The 20,755-nt window shown below is 67.4% G+C and carries 21 protein-coding genes; 8 read left to right on the plus strand and 13 right to left on the minus strand.

Annotated features, from left to right (window positions below):
• Window positions 1-59: 59 nt before the first annotated feature.
• The 3 genes from cycA to LRK53_RS13150 all read right to left on the minus strand — a co-directional run bounded on the left by cycA (window position 60) and on the right by LRK53_RS13150 (window position 3,915).
• On the minus strand, window positions 60-1,457 hold the full coding sequence (gene cycA, locus LRK53_RS13140; protein ID WP_235642284.1) for a D-serine/D-alanine/glycine transporter: 1,398 nt from the start codon (window positions 1,455-1,457) through the stop codon (window positions 60-62).
• Window positions 1,458-1,880: 423 nt separating this feature from the next.
• Window positions 1,881-2,447 (minus strand): hypothetical protein, encoded by a 567-nt coding sequence (locus LRK53_RS13145; protein WP_185754581.1) that lies wholly within the window; start codon window positions 2,445-2,447, stop codon window positions 1,881-1,883.
• A 313-nt stretch (window positions 2,448-2,760) separates the two neighbouring features.
• The gene (locus LRK53_RS13150) at window positions 2,761-3,915 is read right to left on the minus strand and encodes a GGDEF domain-containing protein (RefSeq protein ID WP_027491831.1); all 1,155 of its coding nucleotides are present in this window, start codon (window positions 3,913-3,915) and stop codon (window positions 2,761-2,763) included.
• Window positions 3,916-4,165: 250 nt separating this feature from the next.
• On the opposite strand from LRK53_RS13150, the gene LRK53_RS13155 reads away from it, so the two are divergent.
• Both LRK53_RS13155 and LRK53_RS13160 read left to right on the plus strand, forming a co-directional pair.
• The gene (locus tag LRK53_RS13155; protein ID WP_235642286.1) at window positions 4,166-4,639 is read left to right on the plus strand and encodes a DUF3224 domain-containing protein; all 474 of its coding nucleotides are present in this window, start codon (window positions 4,166-4,168) and stop codon (window positions 4,637-4,639) included.
• Between the two features lie 25 nt (window positions 4,640-4,664).
• Window positions 4,665-5,909, plus strand: coding sequence for an MFS transporter (locus LRK53_RS13160; protein ID WP_027491832.1), 1,245 nt, complete (start codon window positions 4,665-4,667; stop codon window positions 5,907-5,909).
• Between the two features lie 127 nt (window positions 5,910-6,036).
• Here LRK53_RS13160 and LRK53_RS13165 read toward each other — a convergent pair whose 3' ends face one another.
• The gene (locus LRK53_RS13165; RefSeq protein ID WP_027491833.1) at window positions 6,037-6,612 is read right to left on the minus strand and encodes a thioredoxin domain-containing protein; all 576 of its coding nucleotides are present in this window, start codon (window positions 6,610-6,612) and stop codon (window positions 6,037-6,039) included.
• Window positions 6,612-7,208 (minus strand): protoglobin domain-containing protein, encoded by a 597-nt coding sequence (locus tag LRK53_RS13170; protein ID WP_027491834.1) that lies wholly within the window; start codon window positions 7,206-7,208, stop codon window positions 6,612-6,614. The genes LRK53_RS13165 and LRK53_RS13170 overlap by 1 nt, the downstream gene beginning before the upstream one ends.
• Window positions 7,209-7,326: 118 nt before the next feature.
• Here LRK53_RS13170 and LRK53_RS13175 point away from each other — a divergent pair, with 118 nt between their 5' ends.
• On the plus strand, window positions 7,327-7,734 hold the full coding sequence (locus tag LRK53_RS13175; RefSeq protein ID WP_027491835.1) for a winged helix-turn-helix transcriptional regulator: 408 nt from the start codon (window positions 7,327-7,329) through the stop codon (window positions 7,732-7,734).
• A 39-nt stretch (window positions 7,735-7,773) separates the two neighbouring features.
• On the opposite strand, the gene LRK53_RS13180 is transcribed toward LRK53_RS13175, so the two are convergent.
• Window positions 7,774-8,079, minus strand: coding sequence for a hypothetical protein (locus LRK53_RS13180; protein ID WP_235642288.1), 306 nt, complete (start codon window positions 8,077-8,079; stop codon window positions 7,774-7,776).
• A gap of 338 nt (window positions 8,080-8,417) precedes the next feature.
• Window positions 8,418-8,987 carry an NADPH-dependent FMN reductase gene (locus LRK53_RS13185; RefSeq protein ID WP_027491837.1) on the minus strand — a complete coding sequence of 190 codons (570 nt, stop codon included), beginning with the start codon at window positions 8,985-8,987 and terminating at the stop codon, window positions 8,418-8,420.
• A 109-nt stretch (window positions 8,988-9,096) separates the two neighbouring features.
• On the opposite strand from LRK53_RS13185, the gene LRK53_RS13190 reads away from it, so the two are divergent.
• Window positions 9,097-9,996, plus strand: coding sequence for a class I SAM-dependent methyltransferase (locus LRK53_RS13190; RefSeq protein ID WP_185754582.1), 900 nt, complete (start codon window positions 9,097-9,099; stop codon window positions 9,994-9,996).
• Between the two features lie 43 nt (window positions 9,997-10,039).
• Here the strand turns inward: LRK53_RS13190 and LRK53_RS13195 are convergent, their stop codons facing one another.
• A complete protein-coding gene (locus tag LRK53_RS13195; protein WP_027491839.1) occupies window positions 10,040-12,001 on the minus strand; it encodes a M61 family metallopeptidase in 1,962 nt (653 codons plus the stop codon).
• A 173-nt stretch (window positions 12,002-12,174) separates the two neighbouring features.
• On the opposite strand from LRK53_RS13195, the gene LRK53_RS13200 reads away from it, so the two are divergent.
• A complete protein-coding gene (locus LRK53_RS13200; RefSeq protein ID WP_235642290.1) occupies window positions 12,175-12,333 on the plus strand; it encodes a hypothetical protein in 159 nt (52 codons plus the stop codon).
• Window positions 12,334-12,573: 240 nt separating this feature from the next.
• The gene (locus LRK53_RS13205) at window positions 12,574-12,948 is read left to right on the plus strand and encodes a hypothetical protein (RefSeq protein ID WP_027491840.1); all 375 of its coding nucleotides are present in this window, start codon (window positions 12,574-12,576) and stop codon (window positions 12,946-12,948) included.
• Between the two features lie 57 nt (window positions 12,949-13,005).
• Here LRK53_RS13205 and LRK53_RS13210 read toward each other — a convergent pair whose 3' ends face one another.
• Window positions 13,006-13,425 (minus strand): hypothetical protein, encoded by a 420-nt coding sequence (locus tag LRK53_RS13210; RefSeq protein ID WP_235642291.1) that lies wholly within the window; start codon window positions 13,423-13,425, stop codon window positions 13,006-13,008.
• A gap of 157 nt (window positions 13,426-13,582) precedes the next feature.
• Between LRK53_RS13210 and LRK53_RS13215 the strand changes: the two genes are divergently transcribed.
• Entirely contained in the window at window positions 13,583-14,128 is a 546-nt protein-coding gene (locus LRK53_RS13215; RefSeq protein WP_027491842.1) for a peroxiredoxin, read from the plus strand.
• A gap of 242 nt (window positions 14,129-14,370) precedes the next feature.
• Here LRK53_RS13215 and LRK53_RS13220 read toward each other — a convergent pair whose 3' ends face one another.
• The 4 genes from LRK53_RS13220 to LRK53_RS13235 all read right to left on the minus strand — a co-directional run bounded on the left by LRK53_RS13220 (window position 14,371) and on the right by LRK53_RS13235 (window position 19,729).
• Window positions 14,371-16,227 carry a hypothetical protein gene (locus LRK53_RS13220; RefSeq protein WP_027491843.1) on the minus strand — a complete coding sequence of 619 codons (1,857 nt, stop codon included), beginning with the start codon at window positions 16,225-16,227 and terminating at the stop codon, window positions 14,371-14,373.
• A gap of 343 nt (window positions 16,228-16,570) precedes the next feature.
• A complete protein-coding gene (locus LRK53_RS13225; protein WP_235642292.1) occupies window positions 16,571-17,686 on the minus strand; it encodes an FUSC family protein in 1,116 nt (371 codons plus the stop codon).
• On the minus strand, window positions 17,683-18,021 hold the full coding sequence (locus LRK53_RS13230; protein ID WP_027491844.1) for an arginase family protein: 339 nt from the start codon (window positions 18,019-18,021) through the stop codon (window positions 17,683-17,685). The genes LRK53_RS13225 and LRK53_RS13230 overlap by 4 nt, the downstream gene beginning before the upstream one ends.
• Before the next feature lie 226 nt (window positions 18,022-18,247).
• On the minus strand, window positions 18,248-19,729 hold the full coding sequence (locus LRK53_RS13235) for an MFS transporter (protein ID WP_027491845.1): 1,482 nt from the start codon (window positions 19,727-19,729) through the stop codon (window positions 18,248-18,250).
• Between the two features lie 854 nt (window positions 19,730-20,583).
• On the opposite strand from LRK53_RS13235, the gene LRK53_RS19245 reads away from it, so the two are divergent.
• Window positions 20,584-20,709, plus strand: coding sequence for a hypothetical protein (locus LRK53_RS19245; RefSeq protein WP_255324827.1), 126 nt, complete (start codon window positions 20,584-20,586; stop codon window positions 20,707-20,709).
• Window positions 20,710-20,755 lie beyond the last annotated feature (46 nt).

A 20,755-nucleotide genomic window follows, 5' to 3' on the forward strand; every position in this document is an offset into this window, starting at 1 on the left:
GGCCGTGCCCGCCCTACGAAACCGGCGCGGACCGCGCCACCTGCCGCGGTTACGGTGCGTCACTCGGCCGGCAGGGCCTCGGCGCGGCGCAACCGGCGCTCCTTCCACAGGTAGCCGATGCCCAGCAGCACGAACCACACCGGGCTGGCAATCAGCGCCTCGCGGGTATCCGGCTGCAGGCTCAACAGCACCAGCACGAACACGAAGAACGCCAGGCAGGCCCAGCACATGAACACGCCGCCGGGCATCTTGTAGGTGGAGGCTTCATGCAGCTGCGGGCGCTTGCGCCGGTAGGCCAGGTAGGCGAACAGGATCAGCGACCAGACGAACATGAACAGTACCGCCGACAGCGTGGTGATCAGGGTGAACGCGGTGACCAGGTCGGGGATCAGGTAGATCATCGCCGCGCCCAGCAGCAGGCAGAAGCAGGAAAACAGCAGGCCCAGCGACGGCACCGCCGCCCGCGACAGCCGCGCGAACATCTTCGGCGCGTGCCGCTCCTCGGCCAGGCCGTACAGCATGCGGCTGGTGGAGAAGATGCCGCTGTTGGCCGACGAGGTGGCCGAGGTCAGCACCACGAAGTTGATCAGGCTGGCCGCGGCCGGGATGCCGGCCAGCACGAACAGCTCCACGAACGGGCTCTTGCCCGCTTCCACCAGGCGCCACGGCGTCACCATCATGATCGCGACCAGCGCCAGCACGTAGAAGATGATGATGCGCACCGGGATCGAGTTGATCGCCTTCGGCAGGTTGCGCTTCGGGTCCGCCGTCTCGGCGGCGGTGGTGCCGACCAGCTCGATGCCGACGAAGGCGAACACCGCGATCTGGAAGCCGGCGAAGAATCCGCTGATGCCCTTCGGGAAGAACCCGCCGTCACTCCACAGGTTGGCCAGCGAAGCCTTGTGCCCGCTCGGCGAGGTGAAGCCCCAGGCAACCAGCGCGAAGCCGGTAACGATCAACGCGACGATCGCCACGATCTTGATCAGCGCGAACCAGAACTCCAGCTCGCCGAACAGCTTCACCGTGACCAGGTTCAGGCTGAGCAGCAGCAGCACGCACAGCACCGCGGGAATCCACGGCGCCAGCCCCGGAAACCAGAACTGCGCATAGGCGGCGATCGCGATCACGTCGGCGATCGCGGTGATCACCCAGCAGAACCAGTAGGTCCAGCCGCAGAAGAAACCAGCCCACGGTCCGAGCAGGTCGGTGGAAAAGTCGATGAAGGATTTGTACTCGAGGTTGGACAACAGCAGCTCGCCCATCGCCCGCATCACGAAGAACAGCATCACGCCGATGACCAGGTAGACCAAGAGGATCGACGGCCCGGCCAGGCTGATCGTCTTGCCCGAGCCCATGAACAGGCCGGTACCGATCGCGCCGCCGATGGCTATCAGCTGCAGATGCCGGTTGGAAAGGCTGCGCCTCAGATGATCGGGGTGTTCCAGCGATGCGGTCATGCGGCGCGCCTTGACGTTGGGAAGGCGCCAACATACCGAAAAGCGCACGCCGCATCTATGCGCCGCGCCATGCGGCGCCCCGCCGCTACCCCCAAATGCCCGGTTGGACCCACACTGATCCGCGAAGACCCCAACTAATTGACATCCACGCCGAGGAACCCACCATCATCGAAGTGCACCCGAAAGTTCTCCTTGTTACAACCTGTCATCTCATGACAGTGAGGACACTGCGCTCGGTTCGCAAAAAGTATTGAGGTGTCGAACGACTCGCTGTCGCCAAAGAAGATAGGAGACGGAAACCACTGGTGACAATGCTCGCAGCGAATCTCGATGCTCTTCGTCTTGGACATTTGCATCCTTCTGCGGTCTAACGCTGGAATTGAGCGGCGGCGAAGCCGTCCGCCTCGAATGATTTGTTAGGACTCATTGCGGGTCTCCGGCCTTGGGAATACCCATGCCCTTGAGAACCCAATGAGTGGTTTGCTTAGAAAGCGGCTCTTTGCGCCCCTTGAACCCACGCAAATCGCCTCCAAAAGGGCGAATTTTAGCAATGTCGTAGACGAAGTCATTGAGCCCGGTGGCAAAATCTATGATGTCGATGAGCGATTTTCTGGCTTGTGCTTCCGTCCAGTTTTTTCCATGTGCAATCTTGTCCCTTGTCGCCTCTGCGTTGCTCAGCTTTAGGAGAAGCTGGTCATCAATGGGTTTCCCGTAGACAATCTTGAAAAGATCTCGGAAGCGACCGCGACTCATATGGTCTCTGTCGACAGCGCGATGGGTTAACTCAGACTCGGTCCAATGAAGCTTTACGATCCCGCAGTAGATTGTTTTGTGTTTAACAGACTCGACGCGCGAAAAAACATAAGAAATTGATACATCCCAATCGTAGCCCTTGACGAGCTTTTCAAACGACGGGAGATATGAGCGAACTTCTTTGGGTGAGGCCTTGAAGTGCGAAAGGACCTGCTTGTAGTTTGCGGGATCATTCATCGTGAGTCCTAACGCTTAGTAGACCCCAAAAGTGGGGTGTTGCACCAAGTATGCGGCTCCGCCCCTGACCGCACAAGCCGACAATTCCTGCGGCAGATCAGGCTCTTGCGCGGCAGCACCGCTATCGATACGGGTACAGGTAGCGGTGTTATCCGACACTTTTGAGGGTGTATGAGTTACACAGGCAAAAGTGCGGGTGTAACCGGGTGCGAAAATGCCGTGGCGGCCGGATCGGGTGCAGGCGTATCGGGGAGACAAGGAGGCGGGTTTGCATTCCCGGGACGGAAGGCCGATCCGCCGCCCCTGGCTCTCTTTACGCCGCCGGATTCCACGCCACCTGATTGCGGCCCTGGTGCTTGGCCCGGTACAGCGCGACATCGGCGACATTGACCAATTGCTTGAAGTCCGCGTCGATGGCCGTGGCCACGCCCACGCTGGTGGTGATGTCGATGCTGCGGCCATCGAACAATGCCGGTTCCGCCGCCACGGCGGCGCGCATGCGCTCGGCGAGTGCGTCGGCGGCCGCTGGCTTGATGGCGGGCAGCACCAGCATGAACTCCTCGCCGCCGTAACGCGCGAACAGCGCCTCGCGGGCCAGTCCCGCGCCACGGATCACCCCGACGAAATGGCTGAGCACCGCATCGCCCGCCGCGTGGCCCCAGTTGTCGTTGATCGACTTGAAGTGGTCCAGGTCGAACATCAGCACGCTGCAGGCCTGTCCGCGTGCGCGGCAGGCCTGCACCAGGCGCGTGCCCGCCTCGATCAGCGCGTTGCGATTGAGCAGGCCGGTGAGCCCATCGGTGCGCGCCAGCCGGCGCAGGTCCAGGGTCAGCCGCTCGGCCAGCATCAGGGTGAACCCGGTGCTCAGCAGGAACGAGGACAGGATGCCGAACAGGTAGTTCCATGTGGTGAGCAGTTGGTCGAGCGGCGAGTGTGCGAACAGCTGCGGAAACAGCACCACCACCGAACGCAACAGGTAGAACAGCGCGTCGATGGTGAAGATCAGTGCGGTGAAGCTGCAGGTGTTGCGCATGTCCCGCGGCGAGCGCCACAGCAGCACCCAGACCATCCATGCGTCCCAGACCACGCTGTAGCCGCCGAACATCAGTGCCGAGATCGTCTGCGTCGGTGGCGACAGGTAGACATGGATCTGGCAGACGACGAACAGGCCCGTCACCGCCAGCGGCCAGCGCCAGCGCAGCGGGTAGCGCAGGTGGATGGCGATGCCCATCAGCATCAGCGCATTGGCCAGTGCGATCAGGCCGCCACCCACGACCGTTGAGAGCAGGCTGCCGTTTTCGTTCAGGCCCTGCAGGAGCACGGCGACGGTTATCACCCAGAACGCGGTGGCCCAGATGCGCAGCGCCGGCAGGCCGCGCAGCACCAGCCCGAGCAGGGTGAAACTTATCGAGATGGCGATGCCGATGGCCGCGCCGATGACGCCGAGCGTAAAAAGGTCGAAGTGCATGCCCATTCCCGTATGCAGACCGAAAGCCGGGGTCGGCGTGCCGCTTCCATCATGCGCACGCGGGGCTTTCGGGCCGACACGCCCCGCAAGGTAGCACGGCAGGACGCCGGCATTTCCGGCCGATACCACGCCGCGCCAGCCTCAATGCACCCGCCCCCGAAGCGCGTACTCTGCGGGTGGACACCCCGCCAGCGCCCTGAAACCGCGCAGGAGTTTTCCACGAAAGCCGCGGTTCCACGCTTGCCTATACTTGCAGCGTTCATCCTCGCTGCGGACGCCACTGACGCGCCTGCGCCGCCCTCCCGGAGCCCACCGCCAAGCATGCCACCGGCCATTTCGACGTCAGCATCCCCCGCAAAACCCGGACAACCCGCAGGCCCGGGTCTCCGGCCTCGCGCAGCTGTCGCTGGACAAACAGTTCCATGGCAACCTTGACGCCACCAGCCAGGGCGAGATGCTGGCAGCGGGCGACGGCACCACCTCGGGTGCCTGCGTGGCGCTGGAAAAAATCAGCGGCAAGCTGCATGGTCGCAGCGGCAGCTTCGTGCTGCTGCACCGCGCCTTGATGGTCGACGGCATGCCGCAGGAGTGGACGGTGGCGGTGGTGCCCGGCTCCGGTACGGGCGAGCTGGCCGGCCTCGGCGGCGCGATGACGATCACCGTCGCCAACGGCAAGCACGGTTACGATCTCGGCTATACCCTGCCCGGCCGCCGAGCGGCCTGACCATGCAACCCCGGGAAGCACCGCGATGAACCAGCACACGGAAGTACCCAGCAGCGCCACGCCGAAAACGCCTTCCGTGCTGCGCCGGATCCCGGCCGGCATCTGGGCGCTGGGCATGGTCTCGATGCTGATGGACACCTCCTCGGAGATGATCCACGCGCTGTTGCCGGTGTACCTGGTCAGCGTGCTCGGCGCCTCGGCGCTCGCCGTCGGCTTCATCGAGGGCATCGCCGAATCCACCGCGGCGATCACCAAGGTATTCTCCGGCGCGCTGTCGGACTGGCTGGGCCGACGCAAGCTGCTGGTGGCGATCGGCTACGGCCTCGCCGCGTTCACCAAGCCGATCTTTCCGCTGGCGAGCACGCTCGGCTGGGTGGTCACCGCACGCTTCGTGGACCGTATCGGCAAGGGCATCCGCGGCGCGCCGCGCGATGCGCTGATCGCCGACCTGGCGCCGCCCGCACTGCGCGGCGCCTCGTTCGGCCTGCGCCAGTCGCTCGATACCACCGGCGCGTTCCTCGGCCCGGCACTGGCGATCGTGCTGATGTGGCTGGCTGCCGACAATATCCGGCTGGTGTTCTGGTTCGCGGTGCTGCCGGCCTTCGCCGCATTCGCGCTGGTGGTGTTCGGCGTGCACGACGTGCCGGACAGCGGGGAAAAGAAGCGGGCGCGCTCGCCGCTGTCGCGCGCCGAGTTGGCGCGCCTGCCGCCGTTGTACTGGGGCGTGGTGGCGATCGCCGCGGTGTTCACCCTGGCCCGTTTCAGCGAGGCCTTCCTGGTGCTGCGCGCGCAGGAACTGGGGCTGGGGCTGGTGCTGATCCCGCTGGTGCTGGTGGTGATGAACGTGGTGTATGCGCTGTCGTCCTACCCGGTCGGCGTACTGGCCGACCGCTTCGACCGCGGCACGCTGCTCGGACTGGGCGTGCTGGTCCTGGTGCTGGCGGACCTGGCGCTGGCCCTCGTCGGCGGGCTGGCCGGGCTGGCGCTGGGTGTGGTGCTGTGGGGTTTGCACATGGGCATGACCCAGGGCCTGCTGGCCGCCATGGTCGCCGACACCGCACCGGCCGACCTGCGCGGCACCGCGTACGGCATGTTCAACCTGGTGAGCGGGCTGGCGCTGCTGGCGGCCAGCGTGGTGGCCGGCGAGTTGTGGGACGCGTTCGGCTCGCACGCCACCTTCCTCGCCGGCGCCGGCTTCGCGATCGTGGCGTTGCTCGCGCTGGTGCCGGTGGCACGGCGGGTGCGCAGGAAGCGGCCTGCGCCGGGCTGAACAGCGCACTGCGCATCGCGCGACGCGCTCGACAGGCGGTGCGTCCACCGCGCCGATGCCGGTTTCGCCGGTGCCTGTTCGTCATCCAGGCAGTCCCGTCGATTCGACACATGCCGCTTGCGCACCGCTACGAAAGCGGGTGCCGCTCCACCGCTGCGGCATCCACCTCGCAGCGACCCTCGGCGCAACGTTCCGCCGTTGGCGCCGCGGGCGTGGCATCGAGGCGCTGCTGCGCCGCCTCGGCCAGCAGCGTGCCGATCTCCGCGCCGAGCAGCAGGTCGTCGTACACGCCGAACACCTGGCGACGCAGCCGCCCTTGTGCGTCGATCAGGATCGCGGTCGGCGTGCCCTGCATGGCGTACGCGCGCATGGTGCGCGGGATCGGGTCGCCGTCCGGGCCGGGCATGTCGATGCCGACGGGAAACGTCACGCGGTATTCGTACAGAAACGCGCGCAGCGACTCCGGACCCATCGCCGCATGATGCTCGAACACCGTATGCAGGCCGACCACCGCCAGCGGCGCACCCTCGAACAGCTTCGCCACGCGCTGTGCCTGGGGGATGCCGTGCGCCACGCAGCCGGGACAAAGCATCTGGAAGGCGTGCAGCAGCACCACCCGCCCGCAGAAGTGGCCGAGGCTGAGTGGCTCGGCAGTATTCAGCCAGGCGCTGGTGCGCCACTCGGGTGCCGCTTCGGGCTTCATCAGAAATCTCCGTCCTTGACGTATGGGTAGGTCCACAACGTCATCTGCAACAGGCACGACTTCAGCCACGCAGCGTACATCTTCTCCACCTCGTCGGCGGTGTGACCCTTGCCGGCAAGGAACGGTTTGAGCGTATAGGTCACCGGATAGACCAGCGCAAACAGGTCGCGAAACGGCACGATCGTGGTGGAGGCGGCGCCGTCGGTGCGGTTCTTCTTCGCGCGGTGGTGGCGCAGGCCGATCTCGTGCTGGTAGTCGAGCCACGCCTGGTCGTATTCGGCATCGGCAGTGTCGAGGATCCAGCGGCCGAAGCGCTTGCGCACGGCGCCGAGGTAATCGCCCAGCGGCTTGCCGTCGGTCCTGCCGGTGAGGGACGCCAGCAGGTGTGGCTGCGCGCCGATGAAGCCGTACCAGACGTCGAGGATCGCCTCGACCTGATCCGCCACGATACCGCGCGAAAGGCGCAGATACTTGACGTCCTCGTCGTCGAACAGGATGCTCTTCTTCATCAGTTCGAAGTCGCCGGGCGTCACTGGAGAACGCGCGATCGCACTGGTGCCGAAGGTGTATCCGGGAATGGCGTGGTTCTCTTTCATGGCCTGATTCCTCTCGTTTCGCCAGGTTCGAGGCGCGGGCCTGCGCTCCGTGGCCATGGACTCTAGCGACGGCACCGGCGCGCGTCAGGAAGGCACTTTTCGGTAAGGTGGTTACGACATGGGCGAACACGAACCCGCGAGCAGCAGGCGGCCGGACCCGGCGGACGCCACTGCCGTTCCCGTCGCCTCGATGGTCGAGAGCATCGTCGGCTGCAAATGGTCGGTCCGGCTGCTGCAGCTCTGCGCGGAAGGCAACCACCGCCCCAGCGCGCTGCTGCGTGCCTGCACCGGGCTCTCGGCCAAGGTGCTGAACGAGCGCCTGCGCAAGATGACCCGCTTCGGCATCATGCACCGCACCGTGCATGGCGAGAAACCGCCGGTCGAGGTGGAGTACCGCCTGACGCCGTTCGGCCGCCGCTTCATGGGCATCCTCGAAGAGGTGCAGCGGCTGCAGCAGGCGGTCGAACATGGCGCGATCGGCGACGCTGGCGAAGCTGCGGAAAGAACGCGGTGGGGACACGCCTGACTGCCCCGCGCTGAGCCATCGCTTCGCAGCGCGTCAGCCTCAGCGCGGCAACGCGGCCTGGCGACCTTGCAGGAAACGGCGCACGGCGGGATCGCCGGCAAGGCCGATCGCGATGTCGAAGGCGTGCCGCGCGTCGCGGCAGGCATGCGTCCTGGCCAGCAATGCCGGATTCACGGGGCAGCCGGTGCGCGGCCAGTCCGCCAGGGCCGTGGCAAAGGCTTCGGACAAGGCGTCCTCGGCCGCTGCCACGTCATGCATGGTAGCGGCGAGGATGGCGACGAGCTTGCCGTAGCTGCGGCAGGCCACGGCGTCCGCCGCACGGCATGCCTGCGCGGTACGATCCAAGCCACATGTACATCCTCGGGCCAGACGACGCACCGCTGCGCCGGCGCGGATTCCGCCAGCACACTGCAGATGTTCTCGGCGCCGAATACCGTTGCCCCATCCTTCATGAGCCCGGCCGCTTGAGTGCGGAGTTCCCCGCATAGTCACGCGCATCCAGCGACGCCCGGTCGTGGACCGGGGCGAACTCGCAGGCCACACCCAACTCCCGCTCGAACACACGCACCAGGCGGGTGAAATGCGAACGGCTGCGACCGGTGATCCGCGGCGGCGGACTCACACCGGTCGTGTCGCTTGCACCGGACAAGTCACCACCTGCTGCGTTCCATCAACCGCGGCTTTCACGGCTTTCCCGTCGAGCCACCCTGCGCGAACGCGACGAAGCCTGCCATGAACTTGCGCAGCTGGTCGCTGGTGCGCGCGTCGGCGATGGCGCCATCGGCATCGAACACGCTGCTCGCGTGCGACACCATCAGGCGGCCGCCGGTCCACAGTTCCGCGCCGAGCGTGCGCAGCACCGGCAGCCAGGCGTTCTGCGACAGGATGGTGCCGAAGCCGCCGGGCGAGGCGCCGATCAGCGCCACCGGCTTGCCGGCGAATACGCGCGGGATGTCGGCTGGCGGCCGGGTCAGCCAGTCCAGCGCGTTCTTGGTCACGCCGGGGATGCTGTTGTTGTATTCAGGCGTGGCGATCAGCAGGCCGTCGGCCGCGGCGATCGCCTCCTTCAGCGCCGTCACCTCGGCCGGAAGGCCGTGCGCGGCCTCGTCGTCGCCGTTGTACAGCGGGAACGCGGCGATCGACATGATCTGCAGCCGGCTGCCGGCCGGCACCGCCGCGACGGCGGCGCGCAGCAACGCGGCATTGAACGAGCCCTTGCGCAGGCTGCCGGAAAAACCCACCAATGTGGCCATGTTCCACCTCGGAGCGGCGACAGTAGTGGCAAGAGTAATGCGGAAACGGTGACGCGGATGGCAACCCGATCGGCTCGCCGCCGTCACGTCGGGAGGCGGCCGGGTTACGATGCCGCTCCTTCGCCGCACCGCGGCGCGTTGCCATCGTTGTTCGGGACAATCCGCCGTGCCGCATTACTCCGGTCCCCTGCTCACACGCCCGATCGCCCAGGCGCTGCTGGCTGCACGCGATGCCGGTGCGGGCGAATGGGCCGGCTCACTGGATCTGGGCCGCTCGAATGGCAGCGCGTCGGTGCAGACGGACACCTGGCGGTGGCAGGGTCAGCGCTACCCGTATCCGCACAAACTGAAGGACCGCACGATCCACTACTGGGACGGCGACGACTTCGCGCCGGTGGCGCGCTACGCCGGCTCGCTGATCAAGCTGGTGCCCACCGAGTGGGGTGCGCCCACCTTCGAGATCGACGGCATCAAGATGCTGCCCACCGCGAAGGAATCGCCGGTCGCGGACGCGCGCCGCAAGGTGGCGCTGGTCGAGCCGCGCGGCAAGGTGGTGCTGGATACCTGCGGCGGCCTGGGCTACTTCGCGGCCTGCTGCCTGGAGGCCGGCGTGGCGCGCATCCTCTCGTTCGAGAAGAACGCCGACGTGTTGTGGTTGCGCACGCTCAATCCGTGGTCGCCGGACCCTGACGCTCCGGCCAGCGGCGGCCGCCTGCAGCTCACTCACGCCGACGTGTCGCAGGCGATCGCGCAGATCGCCGACGCCTCGGTGGACGCGCTGCTGCACGACCCACCGCGCTTCGGCATCGCCGGCGAACTCTACGCGCAGGCGTTCTACGACCAGCTGGCGCGCGTGCTGCGCAAGGGCGGCTGGCTGTTCCACTACACCGGCAGCCCGAACAAACTCACCAGCGGCCGCGACGTGCCGCGCGAGGTGGCCAGGCGGCTGGAGAAAGCCGGCTTCAAGGCGCAGCTGGCGCTGGATGGCGTGCTGGCGGTGCGACGCTGAGCCGGCGCCGGGAGGCACTGGGCCAGCCCCTTCCCGCCATCGCCTACTTGCGCGCCGCGATGATCTCGCCCAGGTAGTCTGGCGTGCCCTCGATGCGCACCAGGTGCGGGTATTGCGGGCCGTCGTGATAATCCACCGGCACGGTCGTGTATTCGCCCTGGTATTTCAGCAGCAGCTGGATCGGCGCCTTGCTGCCCTTGGCCGCGGCGATCGCGTCTTTCAGCACGTCGCGCGTATAGGCCGTACCGTTTACCGCCACCAGGGTCGCGCCGGTGCTGACACCGGCCTTGAACGCCGGGCCGTTCCAGCGCACGTCGTTGATCTGGTCATTCTTGCCCACGGTCAGGCCGATCGACCAGGCGAAGTTGAACAGGTGGCGGGGCGATTGCGGCCGGCTGTCGTACTGCTTCTCGTAGGCACTTGGCTGGTCGGTATAGACCAGCTTCCAGCCGCTGCCCTCGATGCCGTCCCGCAGCGGTGGCGTGCGTGCGTCTGCACGCGCGCGCAGGAAGCCGGCCCAGTCGTACGGCGCCACGCCGTTCAAGGTCGACACCACGTCGTCGAAGGTATAGGTCTTGGTGACGAAATTGCCGTCGTCGACGCCGAAAAACGCGCGTGCGAAATCGTCCAGCGACTTGCGGTCGTGGCTCAGCGCGCGCAGCTTCGCGTCCACCGCCAGCCACAGCATCTGCCCGCCGCTGTAGTACTCCTCGCTCATCTGCCAGCTGCGGTACGGCAGGCCGGAGCGGCGCGCGGCGGTCGGGTCGTTGGTGGTGTCCTCCAGCGTACGCCAGCCGAAGCCAGGGCGGTTGCGCTCGTAGTTGGCCGCCACCATCGCCAGCGCATCGCGGAACTGCTCGGGCGTCCACAGGCCGGCGCGCGCGGTCAGCACGAAGCCCCAGTACTGCGTCTGCCCCTCGTACACCCACAGCAGCGAACCGCCCATCGGCACCTTGAAGTTCGGCGTCCACAGGTCGGCCGGGCGGCGGAACTTGCCGTTCCACGAATGCGTGTACTCGTGCGCCAGCAGGTCGCGGCCGGGGGCGGCGTCGCTCCAGGCGGTGAAGTAGTCGGCGCCCAGGCCGTTCTCGCTGGACCGGTGATGCTCCAGGCCGTTGCCGTCCAGCTCGTCCGACAGCGAGAACAGGAAATCGTAGTGGTCGTAATGGTGCGAACCGAACAGCTTCGTCGCCTGCGTCACCAGCGCACGGTGCACCTGCAGCTGCGGCGGCGTGACCTCGAGATACTTCGGCGCATCGGCGACGACATCCATGTGCACCGGCGCGGTGCCGCCGGGATTGAGGTCGAAGCGCTTGAAGTAGCAGCCGGCGTAGATCGGCGAATCGACCAGTGTGTTGAACGTCACCGGCTTGAAGCGGATGGTGTCGCCCGCGTGCGAGGCCGCTTCCAGCGCGCTGCCGAACTGCCAGCCTTGCGGCAGCGTCACACTGGGCGCGAAGGTGATGCCGCGCGTGTAGTGGCCGGCCGGGTACAGCGCCATCTTGTTCCATTCCAGCGCCAGCATGCGGTCGGTCATCTCGATCGAGCCATCGCTGCCCGTGCGGCCGGACAGGTACTGGAAATCCGCGTCGACGCTGGAAACGCCGGCGGGCACGTCGAGATGGAACGCGTACACGTCGTACTCGTCGCGCGTCCACGCCAGCGGCTTGCCGCCGGCGCTGAGCGCGAGACCGGCAAGCATGGCGATCGGGCCGGTCGGCGAGTGGTCGCCGGGAATCCATTGCGGATACAGCAGGGTCAAGGCGCCCGGCTGTACCGGGATCGTCTCGTGCACGCGGAAGATGCCCTGCGAGGTGTCGCCGGCATCGACGTGGATGGCGATCGTGCCGGGGTACGGCACGTCCTGCGGCGGCGGCACGCTGACACCCGGCGCCGCCTGCGCCCAGGCGATACCCGCCGCGAGCGCGAACCATACCGCCAGCGCCCCACCCGTCGCCCTGCGGTGCGCACCGGCCGGCAACCCGGCGAGAGAAACAATGGACATGAGCGACTCCGGCAGGCAGACCAAAGGATTTCCACAACCTAGCATCCCGGCGCCGCAGCGAGGCCGGGACGGAACGTGGCGATTTCAAGTGTTCCCGCAACCAGGGCTGAATTCGCCAATCGCATCCGGATGACCATCGGATCGGCACCGACCGAAAAGGCGGGCATGGTATATTGACCACCGCTGGTATCGGCTTGGCTTCCACCGATACTTCCGGCTATGGGCTGCAACGGCTCTGCAAGGAGGCGAACGCCGCGCTTTACCGCGCCAGGCGGGTCGGGCGCAACCGCGTCATCGCCGATACCGGGAACGGCAATCTGGTCGAAACCTGAAACCCCGGTCTGGCTTCGCGCCTCTTAAGAAAACCGGCGCCATGCCGATTGCCACTCAGGCCCTCAGGATCCATCGATGTCGCGACACGTCCGAATGCTCTCTTGCACAACGAAATCACCTGCCGAGAATAGAAGGCGCCGGTCGGTTCGGCCGCGCCCGCCCGATACCCAGGGTAGGCACATGAGCATGTGCGGCCCATCTCGCCACACCATCAGCGCCCACCCCAGAGGATGGCCGAAATGACGGCCAACAGGGGTTTCCCCACCCGCCTAGGCAACCGCGTCGATTGGAACGACCCCGAATTGCAGAAGCTGCTGAGCAAGATCGAAGGCTGGGACCTGGACAACCGCGAAAACTTCGTGCGCGAGGACGTGCAGATCCAGGTCGGCTGGAGCGCCGGATCCGTCCGCGCTGCCACCCTGGTCTGGAAACGCGAGAAGGTCATGGTGCTGGAAGCCAGCCTGCAGATCCCCACCGGCGAATTCGTGCGGGTGGATACCTTCGTCGCCGACGGCATGCGCAGTGTGTGGGGCGTGGTGGTCGAAGGCCGGGCGGGAAGGCGCGAGGAGGACCGCAGCAACGGCATGAACGTCTACTGGCTGCACGAGTGCTGACCACCGGCCCGTGTGCGCAGCACGGGCCAATCCCTGCACCACCTCACCGCAGCGGCGTCAGCCGATGCGCAGCCTGCTCAGGAACAGGCCATGCTCGCGATCCTCGACGCGGTGGCCCTCGCGCCCCTCGACGATGCAGCCCCACACGCTGCGCGTGCCGCCGGCATGCTGGGTGTCCACACGCACGCGGTCGCCCAGCGGCAACGGAAACCGGGTCACCAGCACCATGGCCTGCTCATCCATCGAGACCATCTGCGCCGGCTTGCTGACCACGGAATTGGCCGTCCATCCGGAACTGATCTGGATCTGCACGTCCTGCAGCGGATGATCGCTGCGGTTGTCGAGCTTCCAGCCGTCGATTTTCTGCAGCAGCGCATCCAGGTTCGGGTCATCCCAGTCGACCTGGCCGACCGAAACGCTCGAGCGTGATTTGTCGTGGCCCATGTGCTGATCTCCGCCGGGTCTGCGAATGGACATGCTGGCGTGTTCCCGCGCCAACATAGCAGAACCGCCGCCTGACGACGGCGCGGAGATGACAGCCATGTCCATCATCCCTCCCCGCTGGCGGCGACAGAGCTTTGTCCACCGCTTCCGGCGTATAAGCTGGCTGACCCACCAGCCCCAAGAGGCCGTCATGAATGCCCTGTCGAAATTCGCCGCGCTCGCCCTGGTGGGGAGCGCCGCCCTCGCCGCGCCGGCGCTGGGCGCCCTGAAGGAAGGCGCCAGGGCGCCCGGCTTTTCTGCGCCGGCCTATCTCGCCGGCCAGCCGTTCACGTTCAAGCTTGCCGATGCGCTGAAGAAGGGCCCGCTGGTGCTCTACTTCTTCCCCGCCGCGCACACCCCGGGCTGCAACCTGGAAGCGCACCTGTTCTCCGAGGCCATCGAGCAGTTCAAGGCGCAGCATGCCACGGTGATCGGCGTCACCGCCGGCAACACCTCGAAGCTGGCGGCGTTCTCGCAGGAGACCGAGCATTGCGGCGGCAAGTTCGCGGTTGCCGCGGACGAGGGCGCGAAGATCGCCAGGAGCTACGACGCGCTGCTGCCGATGCGGCCAGGCTGGTCGGACCGCACCTCCTATGTGATCGCCCCGTCCGGACAGATCGTACATGTCTATTCGAACCTGAACCCCAAGCAGCATGTGCGCGAGACGCTGGACGCCGCGCAGGCGCTCGGCAACTAGCGCGCTGCGGAGGCGGCAGCGGTTCGACCGGCTCGCCCCAAGGCGAGCCGGCTGCTTTCGTCTGTCCGACGGGTGGATGAAAAACGGCGGCCCTGCCCTCTTCAACGCGCCAGCTCAGCGCATGTCCATCGCGGGAGCTGGCTACGTCAGATCAAATGCCTGGTGTGTCCGATGCGCGACTAGCCATCCGTGGCCCGCACCGGCCAGGGGTCATGCAACGCTCTGCCGGGGGCGTCGCAGGTTCACGGCGTGATCGCCGAGATGCGGGTGGCCCAGTTGCCCAGCGCTCCGCGCGTGCCGCCGCACTGGAACAGCGGGGCGGTCAGGTACTCGCTCAGGGTGCAGGTCTGCGCGATGTATTCTGAGGCGGTCCAGATCGTGTTGCCATCCGCCGCCGCCGCGCCGTAATCGCCCCAGCGCGGGCGGTTGCCGGCCAGGTAGGGGATCCCGGTGAAGCCGTCCCACGGGCCCGCGCCCGCGGCGGCGACATGCACCTCGCCGGCGCCGAGCTTTGCGTCCAGCCCGGCATAGCCGGCGCTTGGATGGTCGTTCGGGCCGACCACGGTGAACGCGATGACGCCGCGCCCGCTCTGCGTGACGGCCGCCGCACCGTAGGTCAGGTTCGCGTCGGGCAAGGCCAGCGTGCCGTTGGCGGAGAGACCAGCGGAGGCCGGATTGATGACGAAGTAGTTGATGCCCGAGCCGTGGCTGCCATCGGCCAGCAGCACGTCAGTGTCCAGCGTGCCCCAGAGCTTGCCGTTGGCGTAGCTCACCTGCTGCATGCGCGAGTCGTTCACCGCCATCGGGCGCGGTGCGGGATAGACGATGTTGGGGTAACCCAGGTAGTTCGGCGCGCAACCTTTTAGCGCAAAGCAGTCACGCAGCGGCGTATCGCCCGGCTTCTGTTGCGCCAGGCTGCTCGGCACGGCGTAGGTCTGCACGGTCAGCGGCGACACGTTCAGCGCCAGCGCCGCCGGTGCGCTGTCGATGGCCTGCGTGTTCGACACCGACCACAGCCAGAGCGTGTTGGAAATGCCCGAATCGTAGAACACCGCGTCCGAGCTCAGCAGGTACTCGGTGCCGCCGCGCGTGTCGACATACTGCCCGCCGGAGGAAATGGCCGGCCAGACCGTGAACGCCGGCGCCGGAACGCTCGGGTCGCCGCCATTGAACAACACCACGTTCGGCGCGGCCGCACCGCTGGCCAGCGCCTGCTTGGAAATGGCGTAGATCTGCGCGCCGTAGAAGCCGGGACCGAACAGCGAGAACTCGTTGGTGGTCAGGAAGATCGCATGGGCGTCGGCGCCGATGTGCGGGTAATCGCCCAGGCAGAAGCCGCCCGCGCAGCCGTGGTCCGGCGTACCCTCGGTGCCGTTGTTCTGCACCGGCAGCCGGTAGATGGTCCAGGCGCCGGTGGGGTCGGCACCCCGGCTGACCGCGATGTCCAGATGGTTGGTGCCCGCCAGCGGCGAGGTGGTGCCGACGCGGTCGAGCGTGAGCACGACCTGGAACCAGCGCTGCGTGCCAGCGTCGTAATAGCAGGACGGGTCGGTGATGCTCGGTCCGTACGCCCTGGTCGCGCGGTTGATCGCCGCCGGATAGCCGTAGAACGTGTTGAGATCGACCGGACCGACGAGTTTGTTGCCGGCCCTGTCGTAGATCGACAGCACGTCGTTGACGCTTTCCATGACGAAGCCGTTGCCGGCGCACAGGCCCTGGTCGGGCGGCTCCACCGAGAACTGGTTGCCGCCGTTGGCGTAACGCTGGTCATGGAAATCGAGGCCGTCGAAACCGCCCAGCAGCTGCGGGTTCGCCTTCGCGCGGCGGGCCGTTCCCATCCGGTTGCTGCCGGCGTGGCCGCGGGCGATGCTGCGGTTCACCACCGGCTGCGGCCCGAGGTCGCTGCCGCCACCCGAATCGGCATCGCCAGCGGTCATCGCCGGATCCAGTTCCAGGTTCGTCAGCGCCTGTCCGCCGGCGGGCGTGGTCACTGGCGTGGTGGTGCCCGCCTTGTGCAGCTGGAGGGTGGTTGGCGTCACAGCCAGCGCGCTCGTGGCAAACGCCACGGCCGCCACTGCGATGAGCAGTCGAGTCTTCATCGTGTCGGTCTCCGTTCGTCGTTGGGACCGCGCCCCCTGGGGCGCCGGTGCCGCTCATGCCGGCACGGCGTCCACCGCAAGTACGCATACTTGACATATGCGCCCAGCCACGATACGCGCGCCCGAGCGAAGTCGCCATCCCCCGGTGGAACCGGCCGGTCCGCGCCGGCATGCCGGCGCTTGCTCGCGCCTGACGGCGTGAGCGACGAAGGCCGCGAATCGCTGCCGCCCTGCGTCAGGCGTTCCGCCCCGGGGCTACGGGTTGGCGTGGCGCCGCGGGCGCCGCCGAGGCGTTGTCCAGGGCGCAAGCCCTGCCGCTGGCGCTGCCTGCCCCGGGCTTCCGTCAACGCCCGCCGCGGCGTCCGCCTTTCATCCGCGGCGGCACCAGCGCCCATAGCGACTGGCCGACCGCGGCACGCAGCCGCGGCTGGTGCATGACCACGCCGCCGAGCAGGCCGACCGCGCAGCCCAGCACGGTATCCAGGAAGCGCGACTGGATCAGCGCCGCGTGCGAGGCCTGCGGGTCGAGCGTGGCGGCCTCGGCCAGCAGGATCGTCAGCGGCGTGATGAACACCGTCGCCAGGCCGTAATGGCGCACGACCAGCCACTCCACCGCGAACGACAACAGCATCAGGATCGGCGCCACCGCCCAGGGACCCAGCGGCAGCGACAGCAGGCCCCACGCCACCAGCATGCCGAGCGCGGTGCCGGCAACACGCTGCAGGTTGCGATTCCACACCGCGCGCAGCGTCGTGCCCTGGATCACCGCCATGCAGCTCACCGGCACCCAGTACGGCCGCTCCATCTGCAAGGCCACCGCGAGCAGCAGCGAGAGGCCGACCAGCGCACCGATCAGCACCGAGTCGAGCACCACGTAGTCGAAGGTGGGCCTGGGCAGCGGTTTCACCGGTGACGGTGCCTGCAGGCGCAGCACGACCAGGCTGTAGCCGAAGGCGATGACGGTCGCCAGCAGCCCGCCGAGAAACACCAGCCCGACCCTCAGCGGCAGTTCCAGAAACGGCACCGGGGAATACGCGCCGATCGCCGCGACCATCACGAAGAACAGGCTGGCCGGCGGCCCCACGCGGTAGTAGCGGCAGGCCATCGTGACCAGCACCGCGATCACCGTCAGCAGCGGCACCGTCGCCACCGCCACGGCGTGGCTCATGATGCCGAGCGCGTAGCACGCCGCGAGGGCGAACGCACAGACCATCAGCCTGGCCATGCGGTGGTACATCGGCGTGTCGGGCAGGTACAGGAACGCCAGCCCGCCCAGCGACGAGACCAGTCCGTAATCGAGCCGACCGAAGTACGCGCCCACCAGCACCGGCAAGCCGGTGGCCAGCCCGGCCGCCACCGGCATCTGCCAGCGCCGGCGCGAGGGATGGAACGTGGACAGGTGCTGCCATTCGACGCGCAACCAGCGTCCCAGTGTCGTGCCTTGGACTGACTGGGTCATGGGCCGGCGAACGCCGCGAGCAAGCCCGCGGGCACGCGGTCGTGGCGCATGCCGCGCGCCGGGAAAGCTCCCGGCAACATGAAGCCGCCGCGGCCTTCCGCCTGCCATTCCGCGTAGGCCCCGCGCAGGAACGCCAGGTAGTTCGCATCGTGTACGCGGGCGAGCACGGCATCGTCGTACCCGCGCGGCGCTTCCACCGCCCAGCCCGCGCGCGCGATCGCCGCCAGGATGTGGTCGACCCGCGCCGGCATCTCGAAGCACGGCACCAGCTCGCCGCAGTGCAGTTCCATACCGCCGTCATGCAAAGCGTGCAGCGGTGAATGGATCGTCTTCATCGAATCCTCGTGGCGAAACGGGCGGGATGCATCGTTCCACAACCGGCTCCGCCAGGAACAGCCTCCGGCCCCCATGCTCCATTCCGATAATGGCCACGGCAAAGGCGACCGTCACGCGAAACGCCTGTGCGGCAAGGTTCCCTCATCGCCGGCGCCAGCAGGGCGACACGCGGCCGCGGCGTGGCTGTGCCAACCGGTGAAACACGCCTGAGCCACTCCGCCGCGTTCAGTCGTTCGTCTTGCGGCCCCTGGGCACGGTGAGCACGATCGAGACGATCGCCGCCACCACCATCAGCACGTTGAAACCCAGCGCCACGAAGGCGGCTTCGCGCACCGCCAGGTTGTCCTGGCGGCCGGCGAAAGTGATCACGCCTTCCAGCCAGCGCACGCTGCCGCTGTCGCCCGCCAGCGCGGTGAACACGGCGGCGGAGATCGCCACGCCGAAGGCGGCGCCCAGCGACGAGGCCATCTTGTAGATGCCCGAGCCCGAACCGCCCTGCGCCGCCGGCAGGTTGGACAGCGCAGCGTCGGTGGAGGGCGTGGCGTAGAACGCCAGGCCCAGGCCGAACAGTGTGTAGCCGATCATCGCCAGCACCTTGTACTGCCCCAGCAGCAGTTGCGTGGGCATCAGCAACGCGATCGCCACGCCGGTGATCAGGCAGCCCCAGATCATCGGCTTGCGCGGGCCGAAGCGCTGCAGCAGCTTCTCGCCCACGCGGATGAAGGCGATGATCGCGATCGCATAGCCCAGCGTCAGCATGCCCGCCTGCTGCGCATTCATGCCGCCGCCCAGCTGCACCAGCTGCAGCGAGACGATCAGCGTGCCGGCGGTGGCGTTGATCAGGAAATTGGAAATCGTGGCGCCGGTGTAGGTCGGGTTGCCGAACAACCGGAAATCGAAGAACGCATTGGCCGAGCGCCGCTCGATCAGCACGAACAGCACGCCGAATACCAGCGTCGCAGCGATCAACCCGAGCACCGACGGGCTGGCCCAACCCAGCGTGTTGCCCTGTGTCACCAATACCTGCAGCGCCAGCATCGCCACCATGAAGGCCAGCACCCCGGGCAGGTCGAACTTGTAGTCGCCGTGGGTCTCGGCCTTGTTCTCCGGCGTGCCGCGCATCAGCCACAGGCCGAGCACGTTGACTGCGATCGCCAGCCAGAAGATCGAACGCCAGCCCAGGTTCTGCGACATCAAGCCACCGACCAGCGAGCACAGCCCGCCGCCGCCCCACGAGCCGATCGACCACAGCGACACCGCACGCTGGCGCGCGGCGCCATCCCAGTACGCCTTCACCAGTGCCAGGCTGGCCGGCATCACGCAGGCCGCCGACAGCCCCTGCAGCGCGCGCCCCGCCAGCAGCACCGGCGCGGCCATCGCACCGGTGGGCGTGATCGCCACCAGCAGCGAGCCGGCGATGCTCAGGTAGAAACCGATGCGGGTGATCCGCAACCGCCCGACCCGGTCGGCCAGCCCGCCCATGACCACGATGAAGATGCCCGAGAACAGCGAGGTCAGCGCCACCGCGATGTTCATGGTGGCCGCATTGATGCCCAGGTCGCGCTGCATGTCGGGTGCGATATTGAGCGTGGTCTGGGCGAACAGCCAGAACGAGACCACCCCCATGATGATGCCGAACAGCAGGCGGTCGTTGCCCTGGAAGTGGGTGGACGGCTGGCCTGGTGCGGGCGTGGCGACGGTGTTCATGTGAACTCCTTGGGCAGCGGCCTGCGGACGAAGCCGACGGTAGTACAGGCCGGGGCCGAATGCACCGGGCGCCGCCTTACCGGTGAAGCTGCAATCCCCTTTCTGGAGGCGCGCCGCCTGCACGGCACTTCCCGGCGAAACCCGGCCTCGCCGCCGCCCTCTTCATCACGGCCCCAGCATCCGCGGCACCAGCGCATGCCATCCCGATGTGTCCCACAGCAGGTGGACCGCAATGGCGATGGGCAGGAACAGGCCAGCCAGACCAGATAGACACGGGGAGAGGGGCTCGATGCAGCAGCCCTTCTCCCTCCGGGAGAAGGTGGCGCGCAGCGCCGGATGAGGGTGCGGGGCTGGCCGGACTTCTCGCTGCGGCCGAACCCTCACCCCAACCCCTCTCCCGCGGGGAGAGGGGCTCGATGCAGCAGCCCTTCTCCCTCCGGGAGAAGGTGGCGTGCAGCGCCGGATGAGGGTGCGGGGCTGGCCAGACTTCTCGCTGCGGCCGGACCCTCACCCCAACCCCTCTCCCACAGGGAGAGGGGCTCGATGCAGCAGCCCTTCTCCCTCCGGGAGAAGGTGGCGCGCAGCGCCGGATGAGGGTGCGGGGCTGGCCGGACTTCTCGCTGCGGCCGAACCCTCACCCCAGCCCCTCTCCCGCAGGGAGAGGGGCTCGATGCAGCATCAGTCGTCGAAGGCCTCGTCGTGCACGTTGTCCAGGCCCCAGTCGTTGAACTTCCCGCGCGTCCACGCATTGGCCTTGGCCAGCGGAACCGGCACCCGCTTCCGGCTTACTTCGATTCCACCTGCTCCGCCACGGCGAGGCCGCTCCCTCGACGCATCGCCTCGAGCAGCCCACGTTGGCGGTCGCCCTGGGCCTTCGCCCATTCGCCATCTACGTCGAGTCGCTCGGCAACGCAATCTGCATGATCCAGACCAACCCGGCCAACAACGTGTTCGAAGGCACCGCCAGACGCAGCTGGTAAACCGTACCGAGGCAGCACCCGGACCGGAGCGCCTGCCGCTCCGGCC

The sequence above is a fragment of the Rhodanobacter thiooxydans genome (assembly GCF_021545845.1).
Classification (GTDB): Bacteria; Pseudomonadota; Gammaproteobacteria; order Xanthomonadales; family Rhodanobacteraceae; genus Rhodanobacter.